Source organism: Ralstonia pickettii (assembly GCF_016466415.2).
Classification (GTDB): domain Bacteria; phylum Pseudomonadota; class Gammaproteobacteria; order Burkholderiales; family Burkholderiaceae; genus Ralstonia; species Ralstonia pickettii.
Genome location: NZ_CP066772.2, coordinates 837,474 through 863,969, shown reverse-complemented (window position 1 = coordinate 863,969; position 26,496 = coordinate 837,474). Strand labels below are relative to the sequence as shown.

The 26,496-nt window shown below is 64.4% G+C and carries 27 protein-coding genes and 3 pseudogenes; 15 read left to right on the top strand and 15 right to left on the bottom strand.

The features are described from left to right. Positions 1-3 precede the first annotated feature (3 nt). The 3 genes from RP6297_RS20160 to RP6297_RS20150 all read right to left on the bottom strand — a co-directional run bounded on the left by RP6297_RS20160 (position 4) and on the right by RP6297_RS20150 (position 3,389). A complete protein-coding gene (locus RP6297_RS20160) occupies positions 4-1,167 on the bottom strand; it encodes an alkane 1-monooxygenase (protein ID WP_009240520.1) in 1,164 nt (387 codons plus the stop codon). 301 nt (positions 1,168-1,468) lie between these two features. After that, complete coding sequence (locus tag RP6297_RS20155) at positions 1,469-2,281, bottom strand: alpha/beta fold hydrolase (RefSeq protein ID WP_009276977.1); 813 nt, start codon at positions 2,279-2,281, stop codon at positions 1,469-1,471. Between the two features lie 7 nt (positions 2,282-2,288). Continuing rightward, on the bottom strand, positions 2,289-3,389 hold the full coding sequence (locus RP6297_RS20150; RefSeq protein ID WP_004627649.1) for a branched-chain amino acid aminotransferase: 1,101 nt from the start codon (positions 3,387-3,389) through the stop codon (positions 2,289-2,291). 369 nt (positions 3,390-3,758) lie between these two features. Between RP6297_RS20150 and RP6297_RS20145 the strand changes: the two genes are divergently transcribed. Continuing rightward, positions 3,759-4,190: a hypothetical protein gene (locus RP6297_RS20145; RefSeq protein WP_009240518.1), complete on the top strand. Its 432-nt coding sequence runs from the start codon at positions 3,759-3,761 to the stop codon at positions 4,188-4,190. Between the two features lie 50 nt (positions 4,191-4,240). Here the strand turns inward: RP6297_RS20145 and RP6297_RS20140 are convergent. After that, positions 4,241-4,540: pseudogene (locus RP6297_RS20140) on the bottom strand (hypothetical protein); the annotation flags it as partial. A gap of 10 nt (positions 4,541-4,550) precedes the next feature. Here RP6297_RS20140 and RP6297_RS20135 point away from each other — a divergent pair. Next, on the top strand, positions 4,551-4,820 hold the full coding sequence (locus RP6297_RS20135; RefSeq protein WP_009240516.1) for a hypothetical protein: 270 nt from the start codon (positions 4,551-4,553) through the stop codon (positions 4,818-4,820). A 77-nt stretch (positions 4,821-4,897) separates the two neighbouring features. Here RP6297_RS20135 and RP6297_RS20130 read toward each other — a convergent pair whose 3' ends face one another. After that, complete coding sequence (locus RP6297_RS20130; protein ID WP_009240515.1) at positions 4,898-5,821, bottom strand: recombination-associated protein RdgC; 924 nt, start codon at positions 5,819-5,821, stop codon at positions 4,898-4,900. A gap of 174 nt (positions 5,822-5,995) precedes the next feature. Between RP6297_RS20130 and RP6297_RS20125 the strand changes: the two genes are divergently transcribed. The 3 genes and pseudogenes from RP6297_RS20125 (at position 5,996) to RP6297_RS20115 (ending at position 7,712) form a co-directional block, all read left to right on the top strand. Next, entirely contained in the window at positions 5,996-6,658 is a 663-nt protein-coding gene (locus RP6297_RS20125; protein WP_009240514.1) for a dihydrofolate reductase family protein, read from the top strand. 22 nt (positions 6,659-6,680) lie between these two features. Then, positions 6,681-7,106 carry a lipocalin-like domain-containing protein gene (locus RP6297_RS20120; RefSeq protein ID WP_009240513.1) on the top strand — a complete coding sequence of 142 codons (426 nt, stop codon included), beginning with the start codon at positions 6,681-6,683 and terminating at the stop codon, positions 7,104-7,106. Between the two features lie 36 nt (positions 7,107-7,142). Next, positions 7,143-7,712: pseudogene (locus RP6297_RS20115) on the top strand (YdeI/OmpD-associated family protein). A 29-nt stretch (positions 7,713-7,741) separates the two neighbouring features. Here the strand turns inward: RP6297_RS20115 and RP6297_RS20110 are convergent. The 5 genes and pseudogenes from RP6297_RS20110 to RP6297_RS20090 form a co-directional block, all read right to left on the bottom strand. Continuing rightward, positions 7,742-8,104 (bottom strand): annotated as a pseudogene (locus RP6297_RS20110) (type II 3-dehydroquinate dehydratase); the annotation flags it as partial. Between the two features lie 64 nt (positions 8,105-8,168). Beyond that, positions 8,169-9,242 carry a galactofuranose ABC transporter, permease protein YjfF gene (gene yjfF / locus RP6297_RS20105; protein WP_009240510.1) on the bottom strand — a complete coding sequence of 358 codons (1,074 nt, stop codon included), beginning with the start codon at positions 9,240-9,242 and terminating at the stop codon, positions 8,169-8,171. Then, positions 9,239-10,288 carry an ABC transporter permease gene (locus RP6297_RS20100; protein WP_009240509.1) on the bottom strand — a complete coding sequence of 350 codons (1,050 nt, stop codon included), beginning with the start codon at positions 10,286-10,288 and terminating at the stop codon, positions 9,239-9,241. The genes yjfF and RP6297_RS20100 overlap by 4 nt, the downstream gene beginning before the upstream one ends. Continuing rightward, on the bottom strand, positions 10,285-11,862 hold the full coding sequence (locus tag RP6297_RS20095; RefSeq protein ID WP_009240508.1) for a sugar ABC transporter ATP-binding protein: 1,578 nt from the start codon (positions 11,860-11,862) through the stop codon (positions 10,285-10,287). The genes RP6297_RS20100 and RP6297_RS20095 overlap by 4 nt, the downstream gene beginning before the upstream one ends. 175 nt (positions 11,863-12,037) lie before the next feature. Beyond that, positions 12,038-13,024: an ABC transporter substrate-binding protein gene (locus RP6297_RS20090; RefSeq protein ID WP_009240507.1), complete on the bottom strand. Its 987-nt coding sequence runs from the start codon at positions 13,022-13,024 to the stop codon at positions 12,038-12,040. A 394-nt stretch (positions 13,025-13,418) separates the two neighbouring features. Between RP6297_RS20090 and RP6297_RS20085 the strand changes: the two genes are divergently transcribed. The 6 genes from RP6297_RS20085 (at position 13,419) to RP6297_RS20060 (ending at position 18,525) form a co-directional block, all read left to right on the top strand. Beyond that, positions 13,419-14,204, top strand: a complete 786-nt coding sequence (locus RP6297_RS20085; protein ID WP_009240506.1) for a GntR family transcriptional regulator — start codon at positions 13,419-13,421, stop codon at positions 14,202-14,204. Then, the gene (locus tag RP6297_RS20080) at positions 14,201-15,925 is read left to right on the top strand and encodes a fumarate reductase/succinate dehydrogenase flavoprotein subunit (RefSeq protein ID WP_009240505.1); all 1,725 of its coding nucleotides are present in this window, start codon (positions 14,201-14,203) and stop codon (positions 15,923-15,925) included. Before RP6297_RS20085 ends, RP6297_RS20080 begins: the two co-directional genes overlap by 4 nt. Before the next feature lie 2 nt (positions 15,926-15,927). After that, a complete protein-coding gene (locus RP6297_RS20075) occupies positions 15,928-16,194 on the top strand; it encodes a 4Fe-4S dicluster domain-containing protein (RefSeq protein ID WP_009240504.1) in 267 nt (88 codons plus the stop codon). 7 nt (positions 16,195-16,201) lie between these two features. Continuing rightward, positions 16,202-17,161 carry a HEAT repeat domain-containing protein gene (locus RP6297_RS20070; RefSeq protein WP_009240503.1) on the top strand — a complete coding sequence of 320 codons (960 nt, stop codon included), beginning with the start codon at positions 16,202-16,204 and terminating at the stop codon, positions 17,159-17,161. After that, the gene (locus RP6297_RS20065; protein ID WP_009240502.1) at positions 17,148-17,441 is read left to right on the top strand and encodes a DUF971 domain-containing protein; all 294 of its coding nucleotides are present in this window, start codon (positions 17,148-17,150) and stop codon (positions 17,439-17,441) included. The genes RP6297_RS20070 and RP6297_RS20065 overlap by 14 nt, the downstream gene beginning before the upstream one ends. A 97-nt stretch (positions 17,442-17,538) precedes the next feature. Further along, positions 17,539-18,525 carry an aliphatic sulfonate ABC transporter substrate-binding protein gene (locus RP6297_RS20060; RefSeq protein ID WP_009240501.1) on the top strand — a complete coding sequence of 329 codons (987 nt, stop codon included), beginning with the start codon at positions 17,539-17,541 and terminating at the stop codon, positions 18,523-18,525. A gap of 49 nt (positions 18,526-18,574) precedes the next feature. On the opposite strand, the gene RP6297_RS20055 is transcribed toward RP6297_RS20060, so the two are convergent. After that, the gene (locus tag RP6297_RS20055) at positions 18,575-19,138 is read right to left on the bottom strand and encodes a YbhB/YbcL family Raf kinase inhibitor-like protein (protein WP_009240500.1); all 564 of its coding nucleotides are present in this window, start codon (positions 19,136-19,138) and stop codon (positions 18,575-18,577) included. A gap of 179 nt (positions 19,139-19,317) precedes the next feature. Here RP6297_RS20055 and RP6297_RS20050 point away from each other — a divergent pair, with 179 nt between their 5' ends. Further along, positions 19,318-19,878, top strand: a complete 561-nt coding sequence (locus tag RP6297_RS20050) for a YggT family protein (RefSeq protein ID WP_009240499.1) — start codon at positions 19,318-19,320, stop codon at positions 19,876-19,878. 72 nt (positions 19,879-19,950) lie between these two features. Next, entirely contained in the window at positions 19,951-20,133 is a 183-nt protein-coding gene (locus tag RP6297_RS20045) for a glycine zipper 2TM domain-containing protein (RefSeq protein WP_009240498.1), read from the top strand. 39 nt (positions 20,134-20,172) lie between these two features. Here the strand turns inward: RP6297_RS20045 and RP6297_RS20040 are convergent, their stop codons facing one another. Continuing rightward, positions 20,173-21,168, bottom strand: a complete 996-nt coding sequence (locus tag RP6297_RS20040) for a GlxA family transcriptional regulator (protein WP_199517407.1) — start codon at positions 21,166-21,168, stop codon at positions 20,173-20,175. Between the two features lie 134 nt (positions 21,169-21,302). Here RP6297_RS20040 and RP6297_RS20035 point away from each other — a divergent pair, with 134 nt between their 5' ends. After that, the gene (locus RP6297_RS20035) at positions 21,303-21,962 is read left to right on the top strand and encodes a cysteine hydrolase family protein (protein WP_009240496.1); all 660 of its coding nucleotides are present in this window, start codon (positions 21,303-21,305) and stop codon (positions 21,960-21,962) included. Positions 21,963-21,966: 4 nt separating this feature from the next. Here the strand turns inward: RP6297_RS20035 and RP6297_RS20030 are convergent, their stop codons facing one another. Continuing rightward, positions 21,967-22,404, bottom strand: coding sequence for a hypothetical protein (locus RP6297_RS20030; RefSeq protein WP_223293288.1), 438 nt, complete (start codon positions 22,402-22,404; stop codon positions 21,967-21,969). A 408-nt stretch (positions 22,405-22,812) separates the two neighbouring features. Here RP6297_RS20030 and RP6297_RS20025 point away from each other — a divergent pair, with 408 nt between their 5' ends. Beyond that, entirely contained in the window at positions 22,813-24,597 is a 1,785-nt protein-coding gene (locus RP6297_RS20025; protein WP_009240494.1) for an IlvD/Edd family dehydratase, read from the top strand. Positions 24,598-24,618: 21 nt separating this feature from the next. On the opposite strand, the gene RP6297_RS20020 is transcribed toward RP6297_RS20025, so the two are convergent. Together RP6297_RS20020 and RP6297_RS20015 are read right to left on the bottom strand one after the other, a co-directional pair. Further along, entirely contained in the window at positions 24,619-25,635 is a 1,017-nt protein-coding gene (locus RP6297_RS20020) for a LacI family DNA-binding transcriptional regulator (protein WP_009240493.1), read from the bottom strand. A gap of 89 nt (positions 25,636-25,724) precedes the next feature. Next, positions 25,725-26,480: an IclR family transcriptional regulator gene (locus RP6297_RS20015; protein ID WP_009276980.1), complete on the bottom strand. Its 756-nt coding sequence runs from the start codon at positions 26,478-26,480 to the stop codon at positions 25,725-25,727. Positions 26,481-26,496 lie beyond the last annotated feature (16 nt).

The window sequence follows — 26,496 nt, the reverse complement described above, 5'->3', positions numbered from 1 at the left end:
AAGTCAGGCGCGCGCTGGATACTGCGCGAGCACCTTGTCGCGAATCGACGGCTTGATATTTGCCAGCGACATGTTGCCGTTGTAGTGCGCCACCACGCGCGGGTTCATCACCCGGAACCACAGCGGCGGCACATAGGCGATCAGGATCATCGCCGCATAGCCGGCGGGCAATTGCGGCGAATGCTCGAAATGCCGCAACGCCTGGAAAGACCGCGTCGGGTTGGCGTGGTGATCGGCATGCCGCTGCAGTTGATACAGGAACAGGTTCGTGACCACGTGGTTGCTGTTCCACGAATGCTGCGGCGTGCACCGTTCGTAGCGGCCGCTGGGCAATTGCTGGCGGCACAGGCCGTAGTGCTCGAGGTAGTTCACCACCTCCAGCAGCGACGCCCCGTAAACGGCCTGGATGATCAGGAACGGCACCGCCTTGAGCCCGACAAACGCGATGCACACACCCCACAGCACCACCGTCATCGCCCAGGCGTTGAGCACATCGTTACGCCAGGACCAGACCGAGTGGCCCTGCTGCTCCAGCCGACGTTTCTCCAACGCCCACGCCGATTTGACGCTGCCCACCACCGTACGCGGCAGGAACTCCCAGAACGACTCGCCATAGCGGGCGCTTGCCGGGTCTGCCGGCGTGGCTACCCGTACATGGTGGCCGCGGTTGTGTTCCACAAAGAAGTGTCCATACGCCACGGGCGCAAGCGTGATCTTGGCCAGCCAGCGCTCGAAGCCGTCGGTCTTGTGGCCCAGTTCATGCGCGGTGTTGATCGAGATGCCCGTCACCACGCCCACCGAAAACGCGAACGCAATGTAGTCGTACCAGACCAGGTCATTCGTGCGCAGCACCCACATCGATACGGCAAAGCTCACGTAAAGCACGGTGGTCGCCAGGTAGACGATGCGGCGGTAGTAACGCTGTTTTTCCAGCGTCGGGACGACGTCTTCGGGCGGGTTGTCTGGGTCGTCGCCAATCAGGAAATCGAGCAACGGGATGATCGTGAACACGATGAATGGCCCCGCCCACCAGAGCGGATGCCAGCCGGTCGCCAGCGCCGAAACGGCCGCGACGATGGGTAGCGTGATGGTCAGTGCGCCGAGCATCCAGAGATAGCGCTTGCCGTCGGTCCATTCCACGGACGCGACCATGCCGGGTGTTGCCATGTGTCTTCCTCCTGTTTTGCCCCACTGGGTGGCTTGGCGTGTGTACGCACATGCGTGCGCCGCCGGGTCGTGCCCGACATCTGCGTTATAGGCGCAGCAGGAGGAGAGACCAACGCCGGAAACTAGGCGCGAAACTCCAAACAAACGGGCCGCCGGGCAGCCCTCTGAAGGCGGGAAAAAAGCAGGCGATTGAAACGAATGATTTAAAAACGGTCGTTCGATTTTGGTGCGACGCACCTGAACGGAGGCTCAAAACAACCGCTGATGCCGGGCACCTCGGGCACCCGGCGGACAACCCAGATCAAGCGGATGCGGTCAGGAAGGCGTTGACGGCGGCGAGCACAGCGGCTTCCTGCTCCCGATGCGGCACGTGCCCGCAGCGCTGCACCAGCTTGAGCGTAGCGGGCGCGCCAGCCAGCGTGACGATGCGCTCAGGCTGCGCGGTGGAGCCGTATTCGTCTTCGGTGCCGTGCAGCGCCAGTACCGGGCTGCGCACGGCAAGCAGCGCGTCGTCCAGGCACCAGTGCGCAAATGCCGGAGACAGCCACGTGTTCACCCACGCATCCAGCACCCATTGCGCCTTGCTGCCGTGGTACCGCTCGAGCCGGCCCATCTGGCCGGGCTCGGCAAACTGCGCCTGGGCGATCCGGATGCCTTGGCGCGTTTGCTCTTCCACAAACGCCTGCGCCGACTCGGTAATCAAGCCGGCGCAGCGGCCCGGATAGGCCGCCGCAATCGACACCGCCATGCCGCCACCGACGCTGTGGCCGAAGACGATGAAGCGGTCCACGCCAAGCTGGTCCGTCAGCGCGGCAAAGCCGCCGTACGCTTCCTGCTGAATGAAGCTCGGATCCAACTGGCCGGGATATGCGTCGGATTGGCCAAAGCCGAGCCGGTCATAGGCGATGACTGCATGCCCGGTCGAGTGCGCCAGACGCTGCGGAAAATCACGCCACAGCGCGACGCAGCCGAGCGAATCGTGCAGCAGCACGATGGGCGGTTTGGCGGCATCGTTGACCGGGCCGCCCCATTGCCTGGCATGGAGACGGCCATCGGGCGTGGTGATCCAGGCTTCGGTGCCGTCGACGGACGGCGCGGCAAGCGATTCGGCCATGCCCGGTTCAGAACAGGCGGTCGAGCCAGCCATGCGGGTCCGGTGCGCGGCCGTTCTGCAGATCGACCAGCGCCGCCTTCAGCTTGGTCGTCAGCTCACCCGCCTTGCCATCGCCGATGGTGAAGTTGTGCTTGTGGCCCTTGACCTTGCCGATGGGCGTGACGACCGCTGCGGTGCCGCATGCAAAGGCTTCACGCAGGCGGCCGCTTTGGGCGTCGGCCTGCCACTGGTCGATGGAGTACGGCTCTTCGCGCACGGTCAGGCCCATGCCGCGCGCCAGCGTGATCAACGAATCGCGCGTGATGCCCGGCAGGATCGTGCCAGTCAGCGGCGGCGTTTGCAGCGAACCGTCATCGAAGACGAAGAACACGTTCATACCGCCCAGCTCTTCGATCCACTTGCGCTCCACCGCGTCGAGGAAGACGACCTGGTCGCAGCCCTCGCGGGTGGCCTCCGCTTGAGCGACCAGGCTGGCGGCGTAGTTGCCGCCGCACTTGGCCTCGCCCGTACCGCCCGGTGCCGCGCGCGTGTAGTTGTCCGACACCCAGATGGTGACGCCCGACGATGCATCGCCCTTGAAGTACGCGCCCACCGGGCACGCGATCACGCAGAACAGGTATTCGGCCGAAGGCTTCACGCCCAGGACGACTTCGGTAGCGATCATGAACGGGCGCAGGTACAGCGCCGAGCCCTGGCCCGACGGAATCCAGTCGCGATCGAGCTTGACTAGCTCGCGCACGGCCTGCAGGAAAAGGTCTTCGGGCAGCGCGGGCATCGCCAGGCGCTTGGCGGAGTTCTGGAACCGGCGCGCATTGGCTTCCGGGCGGAACAGCGCACCGCCGCCGTCCGGCAGGCGGTAGGCCTTCATGCCCTCGAAGATTTCCTGCGCGTAGTGCAGCACCAGCGTGGACGGATCGCATTGGATCGGGCCATGCGCGCCGATTTTGGCGTCGTGCCAGCCCTTGCCCTCGGTGTAGCGGATGGTGGCCATGTGATCCGTGAAGACGCGGCCGAAAGCGGGGTTTTCCAGCAGGCGCGCCCGCTCTTCCGCCGGAACAGGGTTCGGGCGCTTCTCGATCGAAATAGCCGATTCGACAACGTTGTTCATACCGTCTCCAAGAGTGCGAGGGGCGCAAAATGCCCAAACCGCTATTTTGCGCCAACGGCGATGCAATTTGGTGGCGTATTCACGCACATGCGGTATTGCAGGCGGCGGAAAAGCCATGCGCCCGGCAGGCGCCCTATGGCATGAGCCGCCGTGGCGCACCGGCTGAAACGCCGCCTTGCTGACATGGATTCCGCATGGAAATCACGGTAGGGCCATGCATTCGCACGCCCAGCAACTTGATGGCCCGGCGTCACCCCTGCGGGACATGGAGCCCTATGGTACGGTTGGCAGAATGAACGTCATGACCCGCCATCCCCTGCTGGTTGGTGCTCGGCGGCACAGCGGTGCCGCCGGGGAGCGTTGCGCACCATGAGTGATGCGAAACGCGATCCGCGCCGCCCGATCCACGCCGAGAAAGTTGCCGCCAGCCGGGCTTTGCGCCTGAGTGTGCCGGCAGAGGCGCGGCCAGCGCCGGTGAGCCGGAAAGACTGGCTCCGGCAACGGAAGGAACAACTGCAGGCCGCCCGCGTGGCAGCCAAACAGCGACGTGACCAACTGAAAGCAGAAATCCTCTCGGCCGCGCAGGAGATTGCGCGCGAAGAGCGGGTGGCCGCACGACTTGAAGCCGAACGCGTCAAGGCGGAAACGAGGTCCGCCAGCGTGCATGCCAAGGAAGATGCACGTGCTGCGGCCAAGTTCGAGCGCAGCAAACCGGCTCGCTCGACATCAAAGCGCAAGACGCTCGGAACAGGAAAACGCAAACTGATTTCTTACGCCGATCTTTTGCGCATGCGCGGATAACCTGCCAGCGGTTTTGCGGAGATTCATACACACATAAACCCGCATGACGGCTACACGTTCGAAGGTACCCGGGATGAAGCGCCGGCATCCTTGGCGTGCCTGTACAGCCTCGGCTCCAGGTTCTTAGTACGCAACGGCGTGGGCTTCGCGTCGAGCTTGCGGAAAATCAACGCGAAAAACTCGGTCACCACGCCCATGGTGAAGAACGCCAGCCGATACGCCGGCGCAGCCACGCCAAGCTTGACCGAGAAAAGGCTGACAAGCCCCCCTCCGATCGATACGCCCAAGCCGATGGCGAGTATCTGCACCATCGAACACAAACTGTTGCCGCTGCCGGCATCCTGATGCGTCGAGGTCACGATGGGGATGACCAGCAAGCCGTACGAAGGCATCGAAGACGGCTCGCTCGACCTGATTGCCGGCAAGCGCCGCGAAGCCGGCCGACGTGGTGTCAGGCTGTTCCGAGGGCAGCTCGAATGGCTTGCCCGGCCCGGTACCGTGGTCGACGTAACTCAGCCGCTGCCGGCCATCGAGTTCATCACGTTGTCGGCACGGTGCTTGAGCAAGCCTGCGGAGACGCTCTTGCAGCTCATCCGCAAGAGCGACCTGCGCGCCGGGCGGACCGACTGAGCAACGTTCACGTTACGACAATACGGCCTCGTCAACCTGCACCGACTCCTGCGCAACTTCACGCCGGCTGACGAAACTCAGGCCGCCTTGGCCTGTTGCACGGCATCCAGCTGATCGCCGCCGAGGCTGTCGACCAGGTCGCTCAGCATCCGCGCCAGTTCGCCGGTCATGAGCGCGACATCGGAGTCGAAGCGCTCGTCGTCGTTCTGCGCGGTGGGGTCTTCGGCTTCCTTGATCACGTCGAGCGGCGTCACACGCTTGATCAGGAGCGACGGCGTCAGCACGAACGAGACGCGATCGTCCCACGTCATGGCAAGACGCATGCACTGCTTGCCGGCTTCGATGTGCCGACGCATGTCTTCCGCTTCGAGCGCGTGGCCAACGTATCGCACCGTGGCGCCGCCCTCGCCCGTCGAGCGCAGCTCGGCGTCCTGGTCGACGGTGAAGCCGCCGGGCGCCTCGCCGGAGAGCAGCCACTCCGTCATCGCCGCAACAGGCGAATGCTTCACGTGCACGCTGGTGAGCGGCAATTGATCGATGGACTTGACGAGCAGGCCGCGCACGTCGTCGGCAACCGCCTGCGAAGCCGCATCGATCACGAGCCAGCCATTTGCCGTATCGATCCACACCCGCGTATCGCGGCGAATGCTGAAGGCGCGCGGCAGCAGTTCGTCGGTCACCTGCTCCTTGAGTTCGCGCAGTTGCTTTCGGCCGGGCTTGAAGCCCTGTTGCTCCTCCAGCTCAAGCGCCCGGGCCTTGGTCACCTGATTGATGACGGACGCGGGCAGCAGCTTCTTCTCGGCACGGAATACCAGCAGCATCTGCCCGTTGTTCGAATACACGAGCGCGCCGTCGTCACGCGGCGAGGCCCAGCCGAAGGTCTGCTTTTCTACGCTGTTGCCCGGTTGAAACGCGTGGGGTGTCAGCCACTTTTCAAGCTGGTCAGGGGTCACGGCCCAGGGTGCCGGCAGACGATGAAGCTGGAGGTTTTTGAACCACATGGGAGGTCGGGCAAAGTGAGCGATTCTAAATGATGGCGGGGCCCTCCCCCCAATGGCCGATGGCCAGCCCGACGCGCGCCGCACGTTCGGCTGGCCCCGGTACTAATATGCAGGTCCTGACGCCGGCATCCGTTGATGACCGATCGGGCGTCCGATTGGAGCTGGAGACAAACGATGACACGCGTTCGCGTTGCGGGCTTCACCCTCTCGCTTGACGGATACGGCGCAGGTCCGGATCAGGACATCAATAATCCGCTCGGCATTGGCGGGATGGAACTGCACCAGTGGCTGGTCGCGACGCGCACGTTCCAGCGGACCCTGTTCGGCAAGGACGGCGGTACAACTGGCGTTGACGATGACTTTGCCGCCCGTAGCTTCCGGAACGTGGGGGCGTGGATTCTCGGGCGCAACATGTTCGGCCCCATTCGCGGGGATTGGCCCGACGACACATGGAAAGGCTGGTGGGGCGACAACCCGCCATATCACGTTCCCGTTTTCGTCTTGACCCACTACGCGCGTGCGCCCATCGAGATGGCGGGCGGCACGACCTTCCACTTCATCACAGGCGGCTTTCGAGAAGCGCTCGAACGTGCCCGCGAGGCCGCGGGCGGGAAGGATGTACGCATTGGCGGTGGGCCGGGCACCATCCGGCAGTACCTGCGTGAAGGCCTCATCGATGAGCTGCACATCGCGATCTCGCCGGTCTTGCTTGGCCGTGGGGAACCCCTGTTCGAGGGGATCGACTTGCGAGCGCTGGGCTACGCGTGCGTTGAATCCGTAGCATCAGAAAAGGCGACGCATGTTGTTTTGCGGCGCCCATCGCCTATGAACACTTGAACGAACGACGACAGGACGAACGATGACTGAGCGCGATACAAGGCTGCACGGTAGCTGGCGGCTGGTGTCTTTCGAGACCGAGCTTCAGGAGACTAAGGAGCGTACGCAGCCCTGGGGCGCTGACCCCAATGGGTCACTGGTCTTCGGCGCTGACGAGCGCATGATGGTGCTTCTCACCGCGAAAGTGCGGGAGCCGGGGAACACAGACGAGAAGCTGGCGGCGCTGTTCCGTACGATCGTGGCCTATACCGGGCGGTATCGGGTCGAGGACGATCGGTTCATCACGAAGGTCGACGCGTCCTGGAATGAAGCCTGGACCGGCACGGAGCAGGAACGGTTCTATACGCTGGATGGAGACAAGCTGGAAGTGCGCACGGCGTGGATGCCGAACCCATTGGTTTCCGAAAACGCAATGGGCAGGGGTGTTCTCGGTTTCAGGCGCGAGTAACGTCTCCGACAAATTCGATGGCAATGGTCCAGCGCAATGCACAATCCAAAACTTTCCTTCACCAATCAGGAAGCCTGGGAAGCCTGGCTGGAAACCCACGGAGAGGCTGTGGCTGGCGTCTGACTTCGCATCGCAAAGCGGTCGGCCGAACAATCCACTGTGTCTTATGCAGAGGCCGTTGAGAGCGCCCTCTGCTATGGATGGATCGACGGGCAAAAGCAGGCGGAAAACGAGCACTACTGGCTGCAGCGGTTCACGCCCAGAACCGCCAAGAGCATCTGGTCGAAGATCAACACCGCCAAGGCTGAAGCCTTGATCACCGCCGGGAGAATGCGCCCTGCAGGGCTTCGCGCAATCGAGCTGGCCAAGCAAGACGGCCGCTGGGAGGCGGCCTATTCGTCTGCGGGTACGTCAACCGTGCCCGATGACCTGCAGCAGGCTTTGGATGCCAACCCGAAGGCCAGGCAATTCTTCGCCACCTTGAATGGCCAGAACCGGTACGCGATTCTGTTCAGGATCCAGAACGTGAAAAAGGCCGAGACGCGCGCCAAGAAGATTTCTCAGGTCATCGACATGCTGAACAAGGGCGAGAAGCTTCACCCATAGCATTGTCGAACCTGGAAAGCGCTATCGGTTCAGGAACGACTGCCGGCGCTCCTCGGATCGATTGGCGATACCGCCGCCCGCAGGGCCAGAAGGTAACTCTGGACGCCAAACCCGCAGATCTGCCCGCTGACGATGTCGGCAAATACCGAGTGATGTCGGAACGGCTCGCGTGCGTGGATGTTGGACATATGCAATTCCACCACCGGACACGTCAGGATCGCCAGCGCATCGCGGACGCCGTAGCTGTAGTGCGTCCACGCACCTGCGTTGATCAGCACGGCGTCCTGGCCTTCTTCAAACGCGCGGTGAATGCGCTCGCACATCGCCGCTTCGCTGTTCGTTTGGAAGGACTCCACCTGCACGCCAAGTTCGGCGCCCAACGCCTGCAATCTGATCGTTGCGCGAAACAACCTTTACAAGGTCGGTATGCCTACGGGAAACCGCAACTGCGTGTGCCTAATTGAAAGGCGGTACGGCGTGCGACTGCATGAAGATGGCCGAAGCCGGGGCGTCCTTTGCCGTCTCGTTCGACGGCCGCGCCGGCCTGTGCGGGGTCGACGGTGGCAATGCTGCCCCGCGCTGTGCGCGCCCAAGAAAGCGTTGCATGAGGCAGAACACGTACAGCAACACACCAATCGCAATGCGCGCCCACCAGGAGCTAAGCGTGCCGTCAAAGGTGATCAGCGACTGGATGACGCCAAGCAACAGCACGCCCACTACACTGCCGCTGATGAGGCCCACGCCGCCGGTGAGCAGCGTGCCACCGACCACCGTGGCGGCAATGGCGTCCAGTTCCATGCCTTGCGCGTGCAGCCCGTAGCCGGACAGCATGTAGAACGTGACCAGCACCCCGCCCAGCGCCGAGCAGAAACCGCTGAGCACATAGACGAGAATGCGCGTGCGCGCCACCGGTAAGCCCATCAGCAGGGCAGACCGTTCATTGCCACCCAGTGCGTACACCGTGCGACCAAAGCGGCTGCAATGTGCAAGCCACGCTGCTGCCGCAAACACCACCAGCGCAATCACCACGCTGGGCGACACGTAGTTGCCGCCGCCCAACTGGATCTTGTGCTGCGAGAGCGCGGTGTAGATCGGGTCGGTAATGCTGATCGAATCGATGCTGATGAGATAGCACAGCCCCCGCGCGAGGAACATGCCGCCCAGCGTGACGATAAACGGCTGAATGCGGAACACCTGGATCAGCACGCCCATCATCAGGCCGAACAGGCACCCCACAGCCAGCACCAGAGGCACCACCACGCCAATCGACCAGCCGTGATGTTCGACCAACGCGGCGGAGATCATGGTGGTCAGCGCCACCACCGCCCCGACCGACAGATCGATGCCGCCCGACAGGATGACGAACGTCATGCCGATGGTAACGACGATCAGGAACGCGTTGTCGATCAGCAGATTGAGAAACACCTGCACGCTGAAGAAGCCCGTGTAAGTGACCGACCCGAAGCCGAACAACAGCGCAAACAAAAACAGCGTGACGTAGAACGGCAAGCGCCGTGGATTGATTCTCATGACTGCGCCCCTGCACGGCTGTGGCGTTGAAAGAGCATGCTGCGAAACGCTTCCGATTGCGCCAGGCACACGGCAAACACCACCACGGCTTTCACCACGAGGTTGATTTCTGGCGGCACACCCATCGAATAGATCGCGTAGGTAAGCGTCTGGATGATGAGCGCCCCGATCACGCTGCCCCACAGGCTGAACTTGCCGCCCGCCAACGAGGTGCCGCCCAGCGTGACGGCCAGGATGGCGTCAAGCTCCAGCAGCAGCCCCGCGTTGTTGCCGTCCGCGCTCTTGACGTTGGAGCAAATGATGAGCCCCGCAACACCGGCCATGGCACCGCAGAATGCGTAGATGCCAAACAGCAGCGCCTTGGTGTTCAACCCCGCAAGCCGCGCGGCCACGGGGTTGATGCCAACGGCCTCGATAAACAGCCCGAGTGCCGTGCGGTGCATCAACAGCAACAGCAGGCCCAGCACAGCAGCCGCGATGTATAGCCCGAACGGCAGACCGAACAGATAGCCGTTGCCCACAAAGAAGAACGGCTCGTAGTAGACGGTGATGATCTGCCCGCCGGTAATGAGCTGCGCCACGCCGCGGCCGGCCACCATCAGGATCAGCGTGGCGATGATGGGCTGCATGCCCGCGCCCGCCACCAGCAGGCCGTTCCACATGCCACACACCAGCGCCGCGCCCACGGCCGCCAGCAGCGCAAGCAGCAGCGGCACCTTGGTCACGTAGACGGGCAGGCCGTTCTGCACCACCAGCGTGCCGCCGACAAGCGACGCCGCAATGGCGCCGGAAATGGCGACCACCGCGCCCGCCGAAATATCGATGCCGCCCACCGCAATCACCAGCGTCATGCCCAGCGATACGAGCATGAGCGGTGCTGCGCGGTTGAGGATGTCGATCAGGCTGCCGTACAGATGCCCATTGCGAACGTCGAGGTGAAAGAAATGCGGGTTGAACCAAGCGTTGAGCAGACAAAGCAGAAGCAGCGTCACGCACGGCCAGAACAATCGGTGGCCAGTCAGTGCGCGCAGATTGACGGGGTTCATGCAGCGCCTCCGGTGGTGGTGGATTGGCTGGCGGGCACGTCGCCGCCGGCAATCACGTGGCACAGGTTGTCTTCCGTCACATCGGCGCCGGCCAGCTCGCCCACCTTCTTGCGATCGCGCAGGATCGCCAGCCGGTGGCTCACGCGAAGCACCTCCGGCAGCTCGCTGGAGATGAACAGGATCGCCATGCCCTTGCGGCACTGCGCGGTCACCAGGTCCATGATGTCGAGCTTGGCGGCGATGTCGATGCCGCGCGTGGGTTCGTCCAGGATCAGCATGGCCGGGTCGGTCGCCAGCCAGCGGGCGAGCACGGCCTTCTGCTGGTTGCCGCCCGAGAGCTGGCCGATGGGCTTTTCAGCGTCGGGCGTCTTGATGCCGAGCTGGGCGATGTACTGGTCGGCAATCTCGCGCTGGCGCTTCTTGGGCAGATAGCGGAACAGACCGCGCTTGGCCTGCAGCGCGAGGATGATGTTCTCGCGAATCGACAGTTCGGCAATGATGCCTTCGGTCTTGCGGTCTTCCGGGCAAAAGCCAATACCCTGGCGGATGGCGTCACGCGGCGAACTGAACTGACGCGCTTGCCCGTGCACGTTGATCGAGCCCGCATCGTTGCGGTCAACACCGAACAGCAGCCGAGCAGTCTCCGTTCGGCCTGAGCCGAGCAGGCCGCCAAGGCCGAGCACCTGCCCGGGGCGGACGTCCAGATCGAGCGGTTGCACCACGCCACGACGGCCCATGCCGCGCGCACTCAGGAACGCGGGCGCAGTGTCATCCACGGGCGGCACCTCGGTGCGCTCGAAGCGGCTCGCATCGATGTCGCGCCCGACCATCTTGTTGATCAGTTGCAGTTGCGGCAGATCGCGCGCGGCGTATTCGCCTTCCAGCCGGCCGTTGCGCAGCACGGTAATGCGGTCGGCAATCGCGTACGTTTGCTCCAGAAAATGCGTGACGAACAGCACGGCCATGCCGCGCGCCTTGAGCGTGCGGATGGCGGCAAACAGGCGGGCCACTTCATCGTCGTCCAGGCTGGAGGTGGGCTCGTCGAGGATCAGGATGCGGGCTTCGGTGGAAAGCGCGCGCGCAATCGCCACCATCTGCTGAATGGCCACCGGATACAGCGACAGCGGCAGCGTGACGTCAATGTGGATATTCAGATCGGCAAGCAGTGCCTGCGCCGCCCGGTTGGTGGCACGCCAGTCGATGCTGCCCAGCCGCATGGGGAAGCGGCCGATGTGAATGTTCTCCGCCACGGTCAGGTTCGGGCAGAGATTGACCTCCTGATACACCGTGCTGATACCGAGCTTTTGCGCCTCCAGCGGCGAACCCGGCGCGATGGGCTGACCGCCGAGCAGAATCTCGCCCGCATCCGGCGCTTCAACGCCGGTCAGGACCTTGATGAGCGTCGACTTGCCGGCACCATTCTGCCCCATCAGCGCATGCACTTCTCCGGGCAACAAGCGGAAATCGACCCCGGCCAGCGCCTGCACGCCGGGAAAGTTCTTGCAGATGCCGCGCATGTGCAGCAGCGCGCCGCGTGCATCTGTCGCGGCGGGTTGATCAACGTGATCCGACATGGGTGTCACCTGTTAACGTGGTGCAGCCGGCAGCCGAGTCAACGTAACCCGCTCTGCCGGCATGCTCCGAACCTGTTCATGATCCGTAGCGAGCGGCCCGAGGTTGGCACGAGAAGCACAGCCGTACATGGGTACGGCGAGCATCGCAGTGTCAAGATCGGGCCGCGCAGTAGGATCAGTACTTGCGGTTCGGAAATTCCTTGGCCGCCACTTCCATCGGGAAGATGCCTTCCTTGGTGACGATGCGCTTGGGCACGGTCTTGCCCGCCAGCACGGCGCGCGCGGTATCCATCAGTTGCGGCCCGAGCAGCGGGCTGCATTCCACCGTGACGTTCAGCTTGCCGGCCATCATGGCTTCAAACGCGCCCTTCACGCCGTCGATGGAGATGATGACGATGTCCTTGCCCGGCTTGAGCCCGGCCTCTTCAATGGCCTGGATGGCACCGATCGCCATGTCGTCGTTGTGCGCGTACAGCACGTTGATCTTCTTGCCCTCGGCCTTCAGGAAGGCTTCCATCACCTCCTTGCCCTTGGCGCGGGTGAAGTCGCCCGTTTGCGAGCGGATGATCTTGTAGTGCGGGTCGGCCTTGATGATCTCTTCAAAGCCGCGCTTGCGATCGATGGCGGGCGCGGAGCCCACAGTGCCTTGCAACTCGACGATGTTCACGTCGCCCTTGGGCTTGACGTTCTCCAGCAGCCAGCGGCCCGCCTTGCGGCCTTCCTCGACAAAATCGGAGCCGATGAACGTCGTGTAGAGCCAGGTGTCTTTGCTGTCGATGCCGCGGTCGGTGAGGATGACCGGGATCTTGGCGGCCTTGGCCTCCTGCAGCACGGTGTCCCAGCCGGATTCCACTACCGGCGAGAACGCAATCACATCGACCTTCTGCGCGATGTACGAGCGGATCGCCTTGATCTGGTTTTCCTGCTTCTGCTGCGCGTCAGAGAACTTCAGGTTCACGCCCTGCGCCTTGGCCGTCGATTTGATGGACTCCGAATTGGCGGTGCGCCATTCGCTCTCGGCACCCACCTGGGCAAAGCCCATCGTGAACGACTTGTCAGCCGCGTGCGCCGCTGTCGCCAAGCCCGTGGTCAGAAGCACACCGGCCGTGGCCAGGAAGGTCAATACGGTCCGTCTGGCGCACGCAGCGCTCGTTTTTTGCATCGTTGTCTCCGTTATGGTGGAACGCAGCCGGTCACTACCCCCCGGGCTGCGCACGTCGTCTATGCAACGCGATACACGAGTCGAATCCGGCATGCGGCGCCCGTCTTCCTGTGCCGGTGATCCGTGGTGAGCCATGGTATGGACAGCCTGACATGACCGTCTAATGTTTTTTTGGGGGCTGACTGATATCGGTTTTGATATCAGACACAGCGTTTGCGCATCGTGCAGCGCACCAACATCGCGCAAGGCGATGCCAGCTGTGCAGACCGCTCAGCCAGAGCTGTGGCGGCGGCGTGTGCCAAAAACCGAGCATGCATATCGAAAAAGCTTCGTTCCGCTGCATACGTCAGCTTTTTACACTGGGCGAACTTGTTATGACGAGTTGCGCCCATCGATGACCACCTCAAATTTGCACCGCCAACCTGCCCCGCCGCTCTATGAGCGCATCAAGGGCACGCTGCGCGAGGGCATTCTCAGCGGCCACTATGCGCCCGCCTCGCTGCTGCCTTCGGAAGCGGCGCTGGGCGAGCAGTTCAACGCCAGCCGCATCACCGTGCGTCAGGCACTGGCCGATTTGCAGAACGAAGGGCTGATCTTCCGCCGCCACGGCAAAGGCACCTTTGTGAGCCAGCCGAAGGCCTTCCAGAACGTGACCGCGCTGCAGGGCTTTGCTGAGGCGATGTCGGCACAAGGTCACGCCATCCGCAACCGCGTGCTGAAGCTGCGCACGCTGCCCGCGCCGATCGACGTGGCACAGGCGCTGCAACTGGCACCCGGCACGGCCGTCACGGAATTGCATCGCGTGCGGTTGCTCGATCAGGTGCCGGTTTCCCTTGAGGTGACGTGGCTGCCGGAGCCGCTGGGCAGCAGCGTCGCGCGGGCGGACCTCGTCACGCGCGATGTTTTCCTCGTGCTGGAGCAGGACGCAGGGGTGGCGCTCGGTCATGCGACGCTGGCCATCGATGCGGTGCTGGCCGACCACGCCACCGCAACCGCACTCGAGACGGGCGCAGGCGCGGCACTGTTGCGCGTGGAGCGTCTGACGCACGACGCACAGGGCACGCCCATCGATTTTGAACGCCTGTATTTTCGCGGCGACGCCTTCCAGTACCGGCTTCGGCTGGATCGGCAGGTGGCGGCGCATGCGCAATCCATCCTTCCTTTGCAAGGCACCAAATGAACACGTTGGAACTGGAGTACGACCTCGTCGTCGTGGGCGGCGGCACGGCCGGCCCGATGGCGGCCATCAAGGCAAAAGAACGCAACCCTGCGCTGCGTGTGCTGCTGATCGACAAGGCGCACGTGAAGCGCAGCGGCGCCATCTCGATGGGTATGGACGGGCTGAACAACGCGGTCATTCCGGGGCATGCCACGCCTGAGCAATACACGCGCGAAATCACCTTGGCCAACGATGGCATCGTCGATCAATCGGGCGTGTATGCCTATGCGCAGCACAGCTTTGCCACCATCGAGCAGCTTGACCGCTGGGGCGTGAAGTTCGAGAAGGACGAAACCGGCGACTATGCCGTCAAGAAGGTCCACCACATGGGCAGCTACGTGCTGCCGATGCCGGAGGGGCACGACATCAAGAAGGTGCTGTATCGCCAGCTCAAGCGTGCGCGGGTGGAGATCACGAACCGCATTGTCGTCACGCGCGTGCTGACGGATGCCGATGGCGCCGCTTGCGGCGTGCTCGGCTTCGATTGCCGCACGGCGGATTTCCTCGTGGTGCGCGCAAAGGCCGTGGTGCTGAGTTGCGGTGCGGCGGGGCGCCTTGGCCTGCCGGCCTCCGGCTACCTGATGGGCACATACGAAAACCCCACCAACGCAGGCGATGGCTACGCGATGGCGTATCACGCCGGCGCAGAGCTTTCCAACCTGGAATGCTTCCAGATCAACCCGCTCATCAAGGATTACAACGGCCCCGCCTGCGCGTATGTGACCGGCCCGTTGGGCGGCTACACAGCCAACGCGCGCGGCGAGCGCTTCATCCAGTGCGACTACTGGAGCGGCCAGATGATGTGGGAGTTCTACCAGGAACTGCAGGGCGGCAAGGGCCCGGTGTTTCTCAAGCTCGACCACCTTGCCGAAGAAACCATCCAGACCATCGAGACCATCCTGCACACCAACGAGCGCCCGAGCCGCGGCCGCTTCCACGCGGGGCGCGGCACCGATTACCGCACGCAGATGGTGGAGATGCACATCTCGGAAATCGGCTTCTGCAGCGGGCACAGCGCGTCTGGCGTGTATGTGAATGCACGCGCGGAAACCACCGTGCCGGGCCTTTACGCGGCGGGCGACATGGCGGCCGTGCCGCACAACTACATGCTCGGCGCGTTTACGTATGGCTGGTTTGCGGGGCAGAACGCGGCGGACCACATCGCCGGCCGGCAAGGCGACGCCCGCGTCGACGACGCGCAGATCGAACGCGAGCGCGCGCGCATCTTTGCGCCGCTGCAACGCGACCACGGACTGCCCCCCGCACAAGTGGAATACAAGCTGCGCCGCATGGTGAACGATTACCTGCAGCCGCCCAAGGTCACACGCAAGATGGAAATCGGCCTGCGGAGGTTCGACGAGATTGCCGAAGACATCACCCACCTGCACGCCCGCAACCCGCACGAGCTGATGCGCGCGATGGAAGTCAGCTTCATCCGCGATTGCGCCGAGATGGCCGCGCGCGCCTCGCTCTTCCGTACCGAGAGCCGCTGGGGCCTGTACCACCACCGCGTGGATTACCCCGAACGCGACGACGCCAACTGGTTCTGCCACACGCGCTTGTACAAGGACGCACACGGTGCCATGGCCAGCCGCAAGCAGGCCATCGAGCCGTACGTCATCCCTGTCGATGTGCTCGGCACCGATTCCTACGCGCACATGCGCATTCCGAAGGCTGCATGACCATGCAACAGACGACCGTTCATTCCACCCACACGCCGCACGACATCACCTCGCGCAGCAGCGCGCCCGTCACCATCGACGAAGCCAAGTGCATTGCCGACAAGGGCTGCACCGTGTGCGTCGACGTCTGCCCGCTCGACCTGCTCGCCATCGACCTGACCAAAGGCAAGGCCTTCATGCAGTTCGACGAATGCTGGTACTGCATGCCCTGCGAGCAGGACTGCCCGACCGGCGCGGTGAAGGTCGACATCCCGTACCTGTTGCGTTGAGGCGGCGATGACGACAACACCCCTGGCGCGTCTGCACGACGCGGATGCCGCCACCCGCCGCGTTGCCCTGCTGCAGATCGCCGATGAAGAAAACGCCGATGCGCTGCCAAACGTGATTGCGCTGCTTGAGCAAGACCCTGCCCCCGAAGTTCGGCTGGAAGCTGCGCGCATCCTGGCAACGTGGGAACAGCCGGATACCGTGGCCGCGCTCGCCCGTGCGCTGGAAGACGCCGATGGCACCGTGCGTGACGCAGCCGCAATCGGCCTGGCGGATTTGAAGTCGCCCGAGTCTGCGCCCGCGCTGTTGCCTTACGTCGACCATGCCAATGCCTTTGTGCGCGCCGCCGCATTGCGTGGGCTGCGTGAACTGCGCGTGCCCGAGAGCGAAGCACCCGCGCTGCACGCCTTGCAAGACGCCGACGCCGCCGTGCGTCGCGAGGCCGTTGCGGTGCTCGGCTGGCGCAAGCATGTGGGCGCATTGCCGGCGCTGGCGGAACGCGCGCGTCATGACGCAGATGTCGACGTGCGCCGCGCCGCAGTGGGCGCGCTCGGCCTTGCCACCGCGGCCGCCGTGCTGCCCGCGTTGCTCGATGCGCTGCAAGACACCGCCTGGCGCGTGCGTGAGGAAAGCGCAAGCACGCTCGGCAAACTGCGGGCGTTGGCTCCGGACCCACATGTCACGCAGGCGTTGGTGAATGCGCTGGCCGATGCGTATTGGCAGGTCAGTCTACAGGCGGCCCGCGCGCTTGGCCGGTGGCGCGCCGCGCATGCCGTCGATGCACTCGCCGCGTTGCTCACCCACCCAATCAGCAACCTGCGCAAGGAGGCGGCACTCGCACTGGGAGAGATCGGCGAAGCCTCTGCCCTGCCCGCCCTGCGCAGCGCACAAACCGATGGCGACCCGGAAGTCGTCAAGGCCGTGCGGATCGCCTTGGCACAAATCGAGCGCGCCCGTGCATCCGCCTGAGCGTATCGAAAACGACGTCGCCCAAGGCCGGCTGCGGTTGCACTGGGCAGACGCCGTTGTCGTACTTGACCACGCGGCATTGCGCGAGGCGTGCCGCTGTGCGGAGTGCCAGTTCAAGCGCCATCACGGCACGCCGATCAACGTGCCGGCCGCCGTGCGCGTCACCACCATCGCGCCTGCGGGTTACGGTGTGCAACTGGTTTTCAGTGATGGACATGCGCGCGGCATCTATCCGTGGGCGTACCTGGCGGAGCTTGCCGCCACTGCAGCGGCGGGCTGACGTTGGCGGCGTCTATCCACATGCAATCTTGTTCGTTCCTTCGTGCGTGCGCTGTCCGTAGCATCAGTTGCACAACACAGACGACGCAGGAGGAACCATGCAAAGCCATTCGCCCCACACCGCCCCATCTGGCCGCCGACGCTGGCTGGCCGCATTGCTTGGCGCCGGCATGACGCTGTGCGCAGGCCTGACGCAGGCCGCCGAGCCAACCACGGTGCGCATCGGCTTTCAAAAAGCGGGGCTGCTTGCCGTGCTCAAAGCGCAAGGCGCACTCGACAAACCGCTGGGCGACCTCGGCTACAAGGTCGAGTGGAAGGAATTCCCTGCCGGGCCGCAACTGCTCGAGGCGCTCAACACGGGCAGCATTGACTTTGGCTACACCGGCGCGCCGCCGGCCGTGTTTGCGCAGGCCGCAGGCGCGCGCCTTGTCTATGTGGGGGCCGAGCCGGGCGGCAAGACCAACGAGGCGCTGTTCGTGCTCGACAGCTCACCCGCGCACAGCGTGGCCGACCTGAAAGGCAAGCGCATCGCGCTGCAGAAGGGCTCCAGCTCCAACTACCTGCTGGTGCAGCTGCTCCGTCGCGCCAACCTCACGGTGCAGGACATTCAGCCGATCTACCTGCCACCGGCTGAAGCGCGCGCAGCCTTCGAGAGCGGCGCGGTCGATGCGTGGGTCGTGTGGGATCCGTATCACGCGCTGGCACAAAAGGCGTTGAAGACACGCACGCTGGGCGATTTCAGCGAGCTGCCGGTGTTCAACTTCTACGAAGCCACCCCGGGATTCGTGAACACGCATCCGCGCGCGGTCAACGCCATCCTGGCCCAGCTGCGCACGGCGGGGCTGTGGGTGAATCAGCATCCGCAGGAAACCGCCGCCCTGCTTGCGCCCAAGCTCGGCATCGAGCAGCCCGTTGTGGAGACCTGGTTGCGGCGCGTGCCCTACGGCGTCACGCCGGTCACGCCGCAGATCGTGGCCTCGCAGCAGCAGATTGCAGACCTGTTCCTGCAGCAGAAGCTGATTCCGAAACCGGTCAACGTGCAAAGCGCTGTCTGGCAGGCGAATTTTCCGGTAGCGGGATTGTGAGCCGCCGCCGGCCGCGCGCAGCGCGGACCCGTGAACGGCCTCGCATCCGTCAAAAGTTGCCGAATCGGCCGATCCAGGCTGCGGCGCCTTTGCTATGCCCTTTGATGGCCGCATCCAGTTCAGCGCGGGTCAGCCCATTGGGCAGCGCATCCGGCGCCAGATCCGTGGCGATCAACAAAAATACGTAGTGATGCATGCCCGTGCCCTTGGGCGGACACGGCCCGAGATACGCCGGCTTGCCGATGGAGTTTTGGCCCATGCGCAGCGCCGGTCCGGTGCCGGCGCCTTCCGGCAGGCTCGTCTGCGTGGCCGGGATACCGTAGGCCATCCAGTGGTTCACGCCCAGGCCGCCCGCGCCCTGCGGGTCGGAGACGATCAGCACAAGGCTGTTGGTGCCCGCGGGCACGTTCGACCAGTGCAGCGGCGGCGAGACGTTGTCGCCCGTGCAATTGGCGTTGGCGGGGTTCTTGCCGGCGTACTTGCGGTCCATGACCCCGTTGTCGGCAAAGGCACTTGATTCGACGGTGAACGTGGTATCGGCCTGCGCATGCACTTGCGGCACAGCAGACAGGCACGCCAACGACAACAACGCGCGGAACAGGATTGGTTTCAAGGCAGGTCTCCTGGCAGGAAAGGCGGCGAACGGGCACCACAATACGCGAATGTGCTCCCCCTTGTGCAGGGGCATCACCGCACAGATCGTCGTCAGATTGCCGTGCGACAATACCCCGCCTCAGCGCGCCGTGTTTGCCGCGCGCTTCTGCCCGACCTGACCATAGGAGAACCGGACGCATGTTCGGCGATATCACGCGTTTTCTGCTCGACACGATCTTCTCGCTCTTCGGCGCGGCGCTGCTGCTGCGCGCCTGGACGCAAGCGGTGCGGCTGTCACCGCGCAATCCGCTGTCGCAGGCCATCTTCCAGCTGACCGGCTGGCTGGTGCACCCGCTGCGCCGGGTGATTCCGGCCACGGGCTATATCGACTGGTCGTCGCTGGTGGCCGCCTATGTCACGGCGCTTGTCTATCTGTTCCTGCTGGTGGCGTCGGTGGGCGTGAGCCCGATGGCACTCGTGCCCATGGGCTTTGTGGCTGCGCTCTTCACCGTGCTCAAGTGGGCGTTCAACGTGCTGGTATGGGTGACCATTGCGTCAGCTGTCCTGTCGTGGATGGGGCCGGCATCGCCCATGGGCGCAGTGCTCAACACGCTGGTCGACCCGCTGTTGCGCCCGATCCGCCGCGTGGTGCCCCCGCTGGGCGGGCGGCTCGATCTGTCACCGCTGATCCTGCTGGTGATTGCACAGGTGATCGTGATCGCGCTGTCGCATCTGTCGCTGTCGCCATTGTTCATGTGAGCGCGGCACGCGCTTTGCTCGACTGAGAGACATGCTGGCCGCTGCATCTGGCCGGCCACTCAGGAGGACATCATGAATGCATGGAAAACAGCGCTGGTATGCGCGCTTGCCGTGTTGGCTCCCACCCTCACGGCGTGTACGGCGGGCGGTGCTGTGGCGGGCGGTGTGGCCGGCCACGAAATCACGCATAGCACAGCCGGGACGATCGGGGGTGCCGCAACAGGCGCCGTCATCGGCCACGAGCTGAGCAAGTAAACAACACACCACAGCGGCTGACCAGCCGCTTTTTTCTTTTCAGGCTTGCGCAAACAAGGCGCGGTAAGCGCTGGGCGACGTGTGATACGTCCGGCTGAAATGCTGGCGCAGCGATACGGCGCTGCCGAATCCCGCCAGTTGCGCAATCGCTTCGACCGGCTGACGCGTGGTTTCCAGCATGCGTTGCGCATAGGCCAGACGCTGCCCGAGCAACCATTGGCTGACAGTGGTTCCTGTCAGTTCACGAAAGCGCCGCGTGAAATTGCGCCGGCTCATGGCCGCGCGTTCGGCCAGCGAGTCGAGTGAATGCGGCTCCGCCAAGTTGGCCACTGCCCAGTTCAGCAAATCGGACAGTCGATCACCGCCCGGCGCATCGTGCAGCGGTTGCTCGATGTATTGCGCCTGGCCGCCCTGCCTGTGCGGCGCAACCACCAGCCGCCGTGCAATGCGGTTGGCCACCTCAGCGCCATGCCAACGGCGCACGAGGTGCAGGCAGCAGTCCAACCCGGCGGCCGTGCCTGCGGATGTCACCAGACGGCCGCCGCCAGCGTCCAGATAGAGCACATCGGGCACAAGCTTCACACGCGGGTAGCGCTGCGAGAACGCATCGGCGGCGCTCCAATGCGTCGTCGCCTCATGGCCGTCGAGCACGCCTGCTTCGGCCAGCACAAACGCGCCCAGGCACAGGCCGACCACCGTTGCGCCGCGTTCGTAAGCATCCCGTACCGCATTCACCATGGCCGCCGGCGGGCGCTCCTGTGTATCCCGCCAGGACGGCACGATCAGTACGTCGGCGCGGGCGGCATCTTCGAGTGTGAGATCGGTCTGCACGGCAAACCCGGCCGTGGTGCGCAGACCGCCCTTCCTGGCGGGCTCCCCGGCACAGATCCGCAGATTGTAGGACGGCAGCCCGGCCCAGACGCGATCTTCAAACACAAGACACGGCACGGACAGGTGAAATGGGCTGATGTCGTTGAAGGCCAGAACGGCGATTTCCTGGGGATGCTGAGGTTGCTGGGGATGCTGAGGTTGCATACGGGCTCCGCGCTTTGGCCCGATTCTTTCGATAAACGTCTTTCGGGCCACTGTCGGGAAGGATAGTCATCGGCGAAGATGCTGTCCACGGGCCCACGCAAATGCCCGATCCAACCCACCTTGAGGAGTCAGCCATGACCACGAACAATGCCCCGAAGCGCGCCCTGATCGTCATTGATGTGCAGAACGAATACTTCACGGGCGGCCTGCCGATCGAGTATCCGGACCCGCAGCAGACGGTCGCAAACATCGGTGCCGCCATGGATGCGGCACGCGAGGCGGGCATTCCGGTGATCGTCGTGCAGCAGACCTCGCCGGCCAGCTCGCCGCTGTTTGCCATCGACACCGACGGCTGGCAACTGCACCCCGTGGTGGCGTCGCGTCCGCATGACCACTATCTGCGCAAGCTGCTGCCCAGCGCCTATCCCGAGACGGACCTGGCGCAATGGTTGGCTGCTCGCGGCATCGATACGCTGACCGTGGTCGGCTACATGACGCACAACTGCGATGCGTCCACCATCAATCACGCCCTGCACAACGGCACGGCGGTGGAGTTTCTGCATGACGCGTCGGGCGCGGTGCCGTATCAAAACCAGGCCGGCTTTGCGAGTGCGGAAGAGATCCACCGCGTGTTCAGCGTGGTGCTGCAATCGCGCTTCGCGGCGGTGATGTCGACCCAGGAATGGGTGCACAGCGTGAAGACCGGCGCGGTGCCGGTGCGTGACAACATCTACAAGTCGAATCAGCGGGCGCGCGGGCTGCTCCAGGACGAGGTGGCGCAGCAGGCTGCCTGATCGGTCAGCCGGCCACGCTGTCTTCGGCCGGCAGAAACCCGCGGAAGGACACTTCTACCTGCTCCACCATCGACGCCGATGTGGCTTCGCGCAGGGCCGCCAGCAATGCATCGAACGCGCCCTCCACCGAGGCGCGGTCGGTGGCCTCGACAAGGCGCTGGCGGATCGGGTGCTCGGCCGAGCTGAATGTGCGCGCCGCAATATCCATGAGGTACATGCGCGCCGCCGCCAGCGAACGCTTGCGCGCCGGTGCGGCAGGTGCAGCGGGCTTGGGCGCCTCGGGTTGCGGCTCGGCCACCTGAACGAAGACGGGCTCGCTGGCAACATCGGTTGCGCGTTGGATGAAACCGGCCTGCACCAGATCGAATACGGCCTGCGCTTCCAGTCCGAGCTGGCCGGCACGCACGGCAAGGTCCTCGCCCGTGACTTGCCCATCCACCATGATGAGAAGCGCGCGGCTTGAGCGACTGAGCGCGCCGCCGCGCGTAGCGATTTCACGTCGCCCCGCGTCGGTTTTTTCGAATCGTGCAGATAACCCTAACCCCTGCATGGCAGCCCCCTATCCTCCCCCGAAGATCGGTCCAACATAGGGCGGGTTGTTTGCAGAATCGTGAAATCGCAACCCTCCCCCACCAGCCGGGGGGCGGCAAACGCTTGCGCTCTGGCAGGTGTCGGCAAATCCAAACACCCTCCCCCGAAGTGGGGCTGACAACACGCGCTATTGCCTGCGCCTTGTTCCGGCTCTACCATGCGTTGTTACCGGTACCAAAATTGCGTCACAGGCTTCCGGAAAGCGCCACGCCAATTCCCCGCAGAGGGAATCCCAGTTGCATATAACGACCGAGACACCATGCCCGCCCAACCTCCCCGCAGACTGCGCAGCCAGCTTTGGTTCGACGACCCAAGCCACGCCGACATGACTGCCCTCTATGTAGAACGCTTCATGAATTACGGCCTGACGCGCGAAGAGCTGCAGTCGGGGCGGCCTATCATCGGCATTGCGCAAACGGGTAACGATTTGGCGCCGTGCAATCGGCACCATCTTGAATTGGCGCAGCGTGTGAAGGCCGGCATACGCGACGCGGGTGGCATTCCGATGGAGTTTCCGGTTCATCCGCTGGCCGAGCAGAGCCGCCGCCCGACCGCGGCGCTCGATCGCAATCTGGCCTATCTCGGCCTGGTCGAGATCCTCCACGGCTTCCCGCTCGACGGCGTTGTGCTGACGACCGGGTGCGACAAGACCACGCCCGCCTGCCTGATGGCCGCCGCCACGGTGGACCTGCCGGCCATCGTTCTCTCTGGCGGGCCGATGCTGGACGGCTGGCACGATGGCAAACGGGTCGGCTCCGGCACCGTCATCTGGCATGCGCGCAACCGGCTGGCTGCAGGCGACATCGACTACGAAGGCTTCATGGAGCTGACCACCGCGTCGTCGCCGTCGATCGGCCACTGCAACACGATGGGCACGGCGCTGTCGATGAACAGCCTGGCCGAAGCACTGGGCATGTCGCTGCCCGGGTGCGCCAGCATTCCGGCGGCGTATCGGGAGCGTGGGCAGATGGCCTATGCCACCGGCAAGCGCATCGTCGACCTCGTGCGTGAAGACGTCCGCCCTTCGACGATCATGACGCGCTTGGCGTTCGAGAACGCCATCATGGTGGCTTCCGCGCTTGGCGCGTCGACCAACTGCCCGCCGCACCTCATCGCGATCGCGCGCCACATGGGCGTGGAATTGAGCCTCGAAGACTGGCAGCGCCACGGAGAGTCGGTTCCACTGCTCGTGAACTGCATGCCGGCCGGGGAATACCTGGGTGAGAGCTTCCATCGCTCGGGCGGCGTGCCCGCCGTATTACGCCAGCTTGACGCGGGCGGCTTGCTGCGCCGCGATTGCCCCACCGTATCGGGCCGGACGATCGGTGCAATTGCCGACGCCGCCCCCGCCGCCGACCGCGAGGTGATCTTTCCTGTGGACGCACCGCTCAAGCACCGCGCCGGCTTCATCGTGCTGTCTGGCAATTTCTTTGACAGCGCGATCATGAAGATGTCGGTGGTGGGCGAGGCATTCCGGCAGACCTACCTGAGCGAACCCGGCGCGGAAAACGTCTTCGAGACGCGCGCGATTGTCTTTGATGGCCCCGAGGACTATCACGCCCGCATCAACGATCCGGCGCTGGCGATTGACGAGCGCTGCATCCTCGTCATCCGTGGCTGCGGCACGGTCGGCTATCCGGGCAGTGCCGAGGTCGTCAACATGGCGCCGCCGGCGGCACTGGTCAAGCAAGGGATCGAATCGCTGCCGTGCATGGGCGATGGCCGGCAAAGCGGCACCTCGGCGAGCCCGTCCATTTTGAACATGTCGCCCGAGGCGGCGGCGGGTGGCGGCCTGGCGCTGCTGCGCACGGGCGATCGCATCCGCGTGGACCTCAATGCACGCAGGGTCGATGTCTTGGTCGATGCGGAAGAGCTGGAACGCCGCCGTGAAAGCGCGACCTTCAGCGTGCCGCAGTCGCAAACGCCCTGGCAGGAAATCTATCGGCAGTTTGTCGGGCAGCTTTCGACGGGCGGATGCCTGGAGCCGGCAACGCTGTACCTGAACGTCATCGAGACGCGCGGCAATCCACGGCACTCGCATTGACGCTGCGCATGAAGCCGCCGGCTATGCGCTCTCGCGCTCGACAACGCTGAAGTCGATGCGTGAGAGCTTGCGCGTGCTCGTGGCCTCGCCAACGCCGAGCGCATCGAGCAAGACCTCGCCCGTGCGCAGGCCGATGCCATACGCGTCGACGGAAATCGTCGTGATGGTCGGATGGCAGCACCACGCGACCTCAAAATTGCCGAAGCCCGCAACAGCAATGTCACCGGGCACGGACAAGCCGCGCCGGTGGCATTCCATGATGGCGCCAAATGCGGACATGTCGCTCACGCACATCACGGCATCAGTGTCGGGCCAGGCATCGAGCAGCGCGGCCATCGCCGGGCCGCCGTGGCTCATGGTGATGGGCGATTCGCCCAGGCGGATCACACGCGGCTCGCCCAGGCCAAGCGCCTTGATCCCGCTCATGTACCCGCGCATGCGGTCGGTGCCGCGCCGGTCCAGTTCGCTTGCCCCGCACAGGAAACCAATGCGCCGGTAGCCCCGCTGATGCAGGTGATGCAGCATCGCGAGCGAGGCCTTGGCGTTCGAGAACCCGACCGCCCTGTCGATCGGGCGTTCAGGCAGATCCCACATCTCGACGATGGGGATGCCGGCGCGCTCCAGCAACGCACGCGTGCCTGGACTGTGATGGCGCCCGGTCAAGGCAATACCACGCGGCTGATGGCGCAGCAGCGACCGCACCAGCGCCTCCTCCTGATCGAGGTGGTAGTCGGTATCCCCCAGCAGCAGTTGCAGACCATGCGGCGCCAGCGCATCGCTCAGCCCGCGTACAGTATCGGCAAAGTTGGAACTGGCCAGCGAAGGCACCAGCGCGGCGACGAATTCCGATCGGCCGCTGGACAGCATCCCAGCCGCAGCCGTAGCAACGTAGCCGAGTGCATCGATGGCCTCTTGCACGCGCGCCCGGGTCTCGGGCGACACGCTGCCGCCTGCCAGCACCCGAGACACGGTCATCTTCGACACGCCGGCAACGCGCGCAACATCGGCCATGCGAGGAGGAGTGGTGCCGGTGGTCATGAGAAACGCCTACGCGCCAAGGGGAGAAAAAAGGAAAGAAAAAAGAGGTGTGGCGATCATAGCGGAACCGGCCACGAAGCAGCCCGCCACTATGCCTGCGCGAGCGCGCGGCCGATGCGGTCCGCCATCCCCGCAACACCGACGACGAGGCGCTTCTCCCGGCGGGCGTCCAGTCGGCTGACCGGCACGCTGGAACTCACCGCAACGCGCTTGCCGAGCGGCGTGATGCCCACAAACGCCGCGAAGCAGGCGAGCCCCGCCACCACCTCCTCACGCTCTGTCGCAAGGCCCCGCACGCGAATGCGCTCAAGCTCGTCGAGCAAATCGGCACGGCGCGTGGTGGTGTGCTCCGTCATGGCGGCAAGACGCGCCGGCAGCAGCGCACACACCGCTTCGTCATCGAGGCTCGCCAGCAGCGCCTTGCCCAGCGCGCAGCAATGTGCCGGCAGGCGCAGGCCGACATCCGAGACCAGGCGCACCGGCCGCGGCGCATCTTCCCGCGCGATGTAGACGACTTCCGTGCCGTCGAGCACAGCAAGCTGCACGACTTCGTTGTGCATGGCCACGAAGGCGGCGGATTCGCGCCGGAACGCTGTCAGCAAGCTGTCGTGGCGGAAATAGGCGTTGCCCAGCTCGAACAACGTCAAGCCGATCAGGTAGCCGTCGGCCCGCTTTTCAATCCAGCGGCGCTTTTCGAGCGACTCCAGCAGCAGGTACAACGTGCTTCTGGACATGCCCGTCGCCTGCGCCAACGCAGCCGGCCGCACAGGAGACGTCGCCGCGCAAAGTATCTCCAGCACGTCATGAATGCGCTTGAGCGCTGGCACCTCATAGTCTGTCTTCACTGGAAACCTGCCCTCT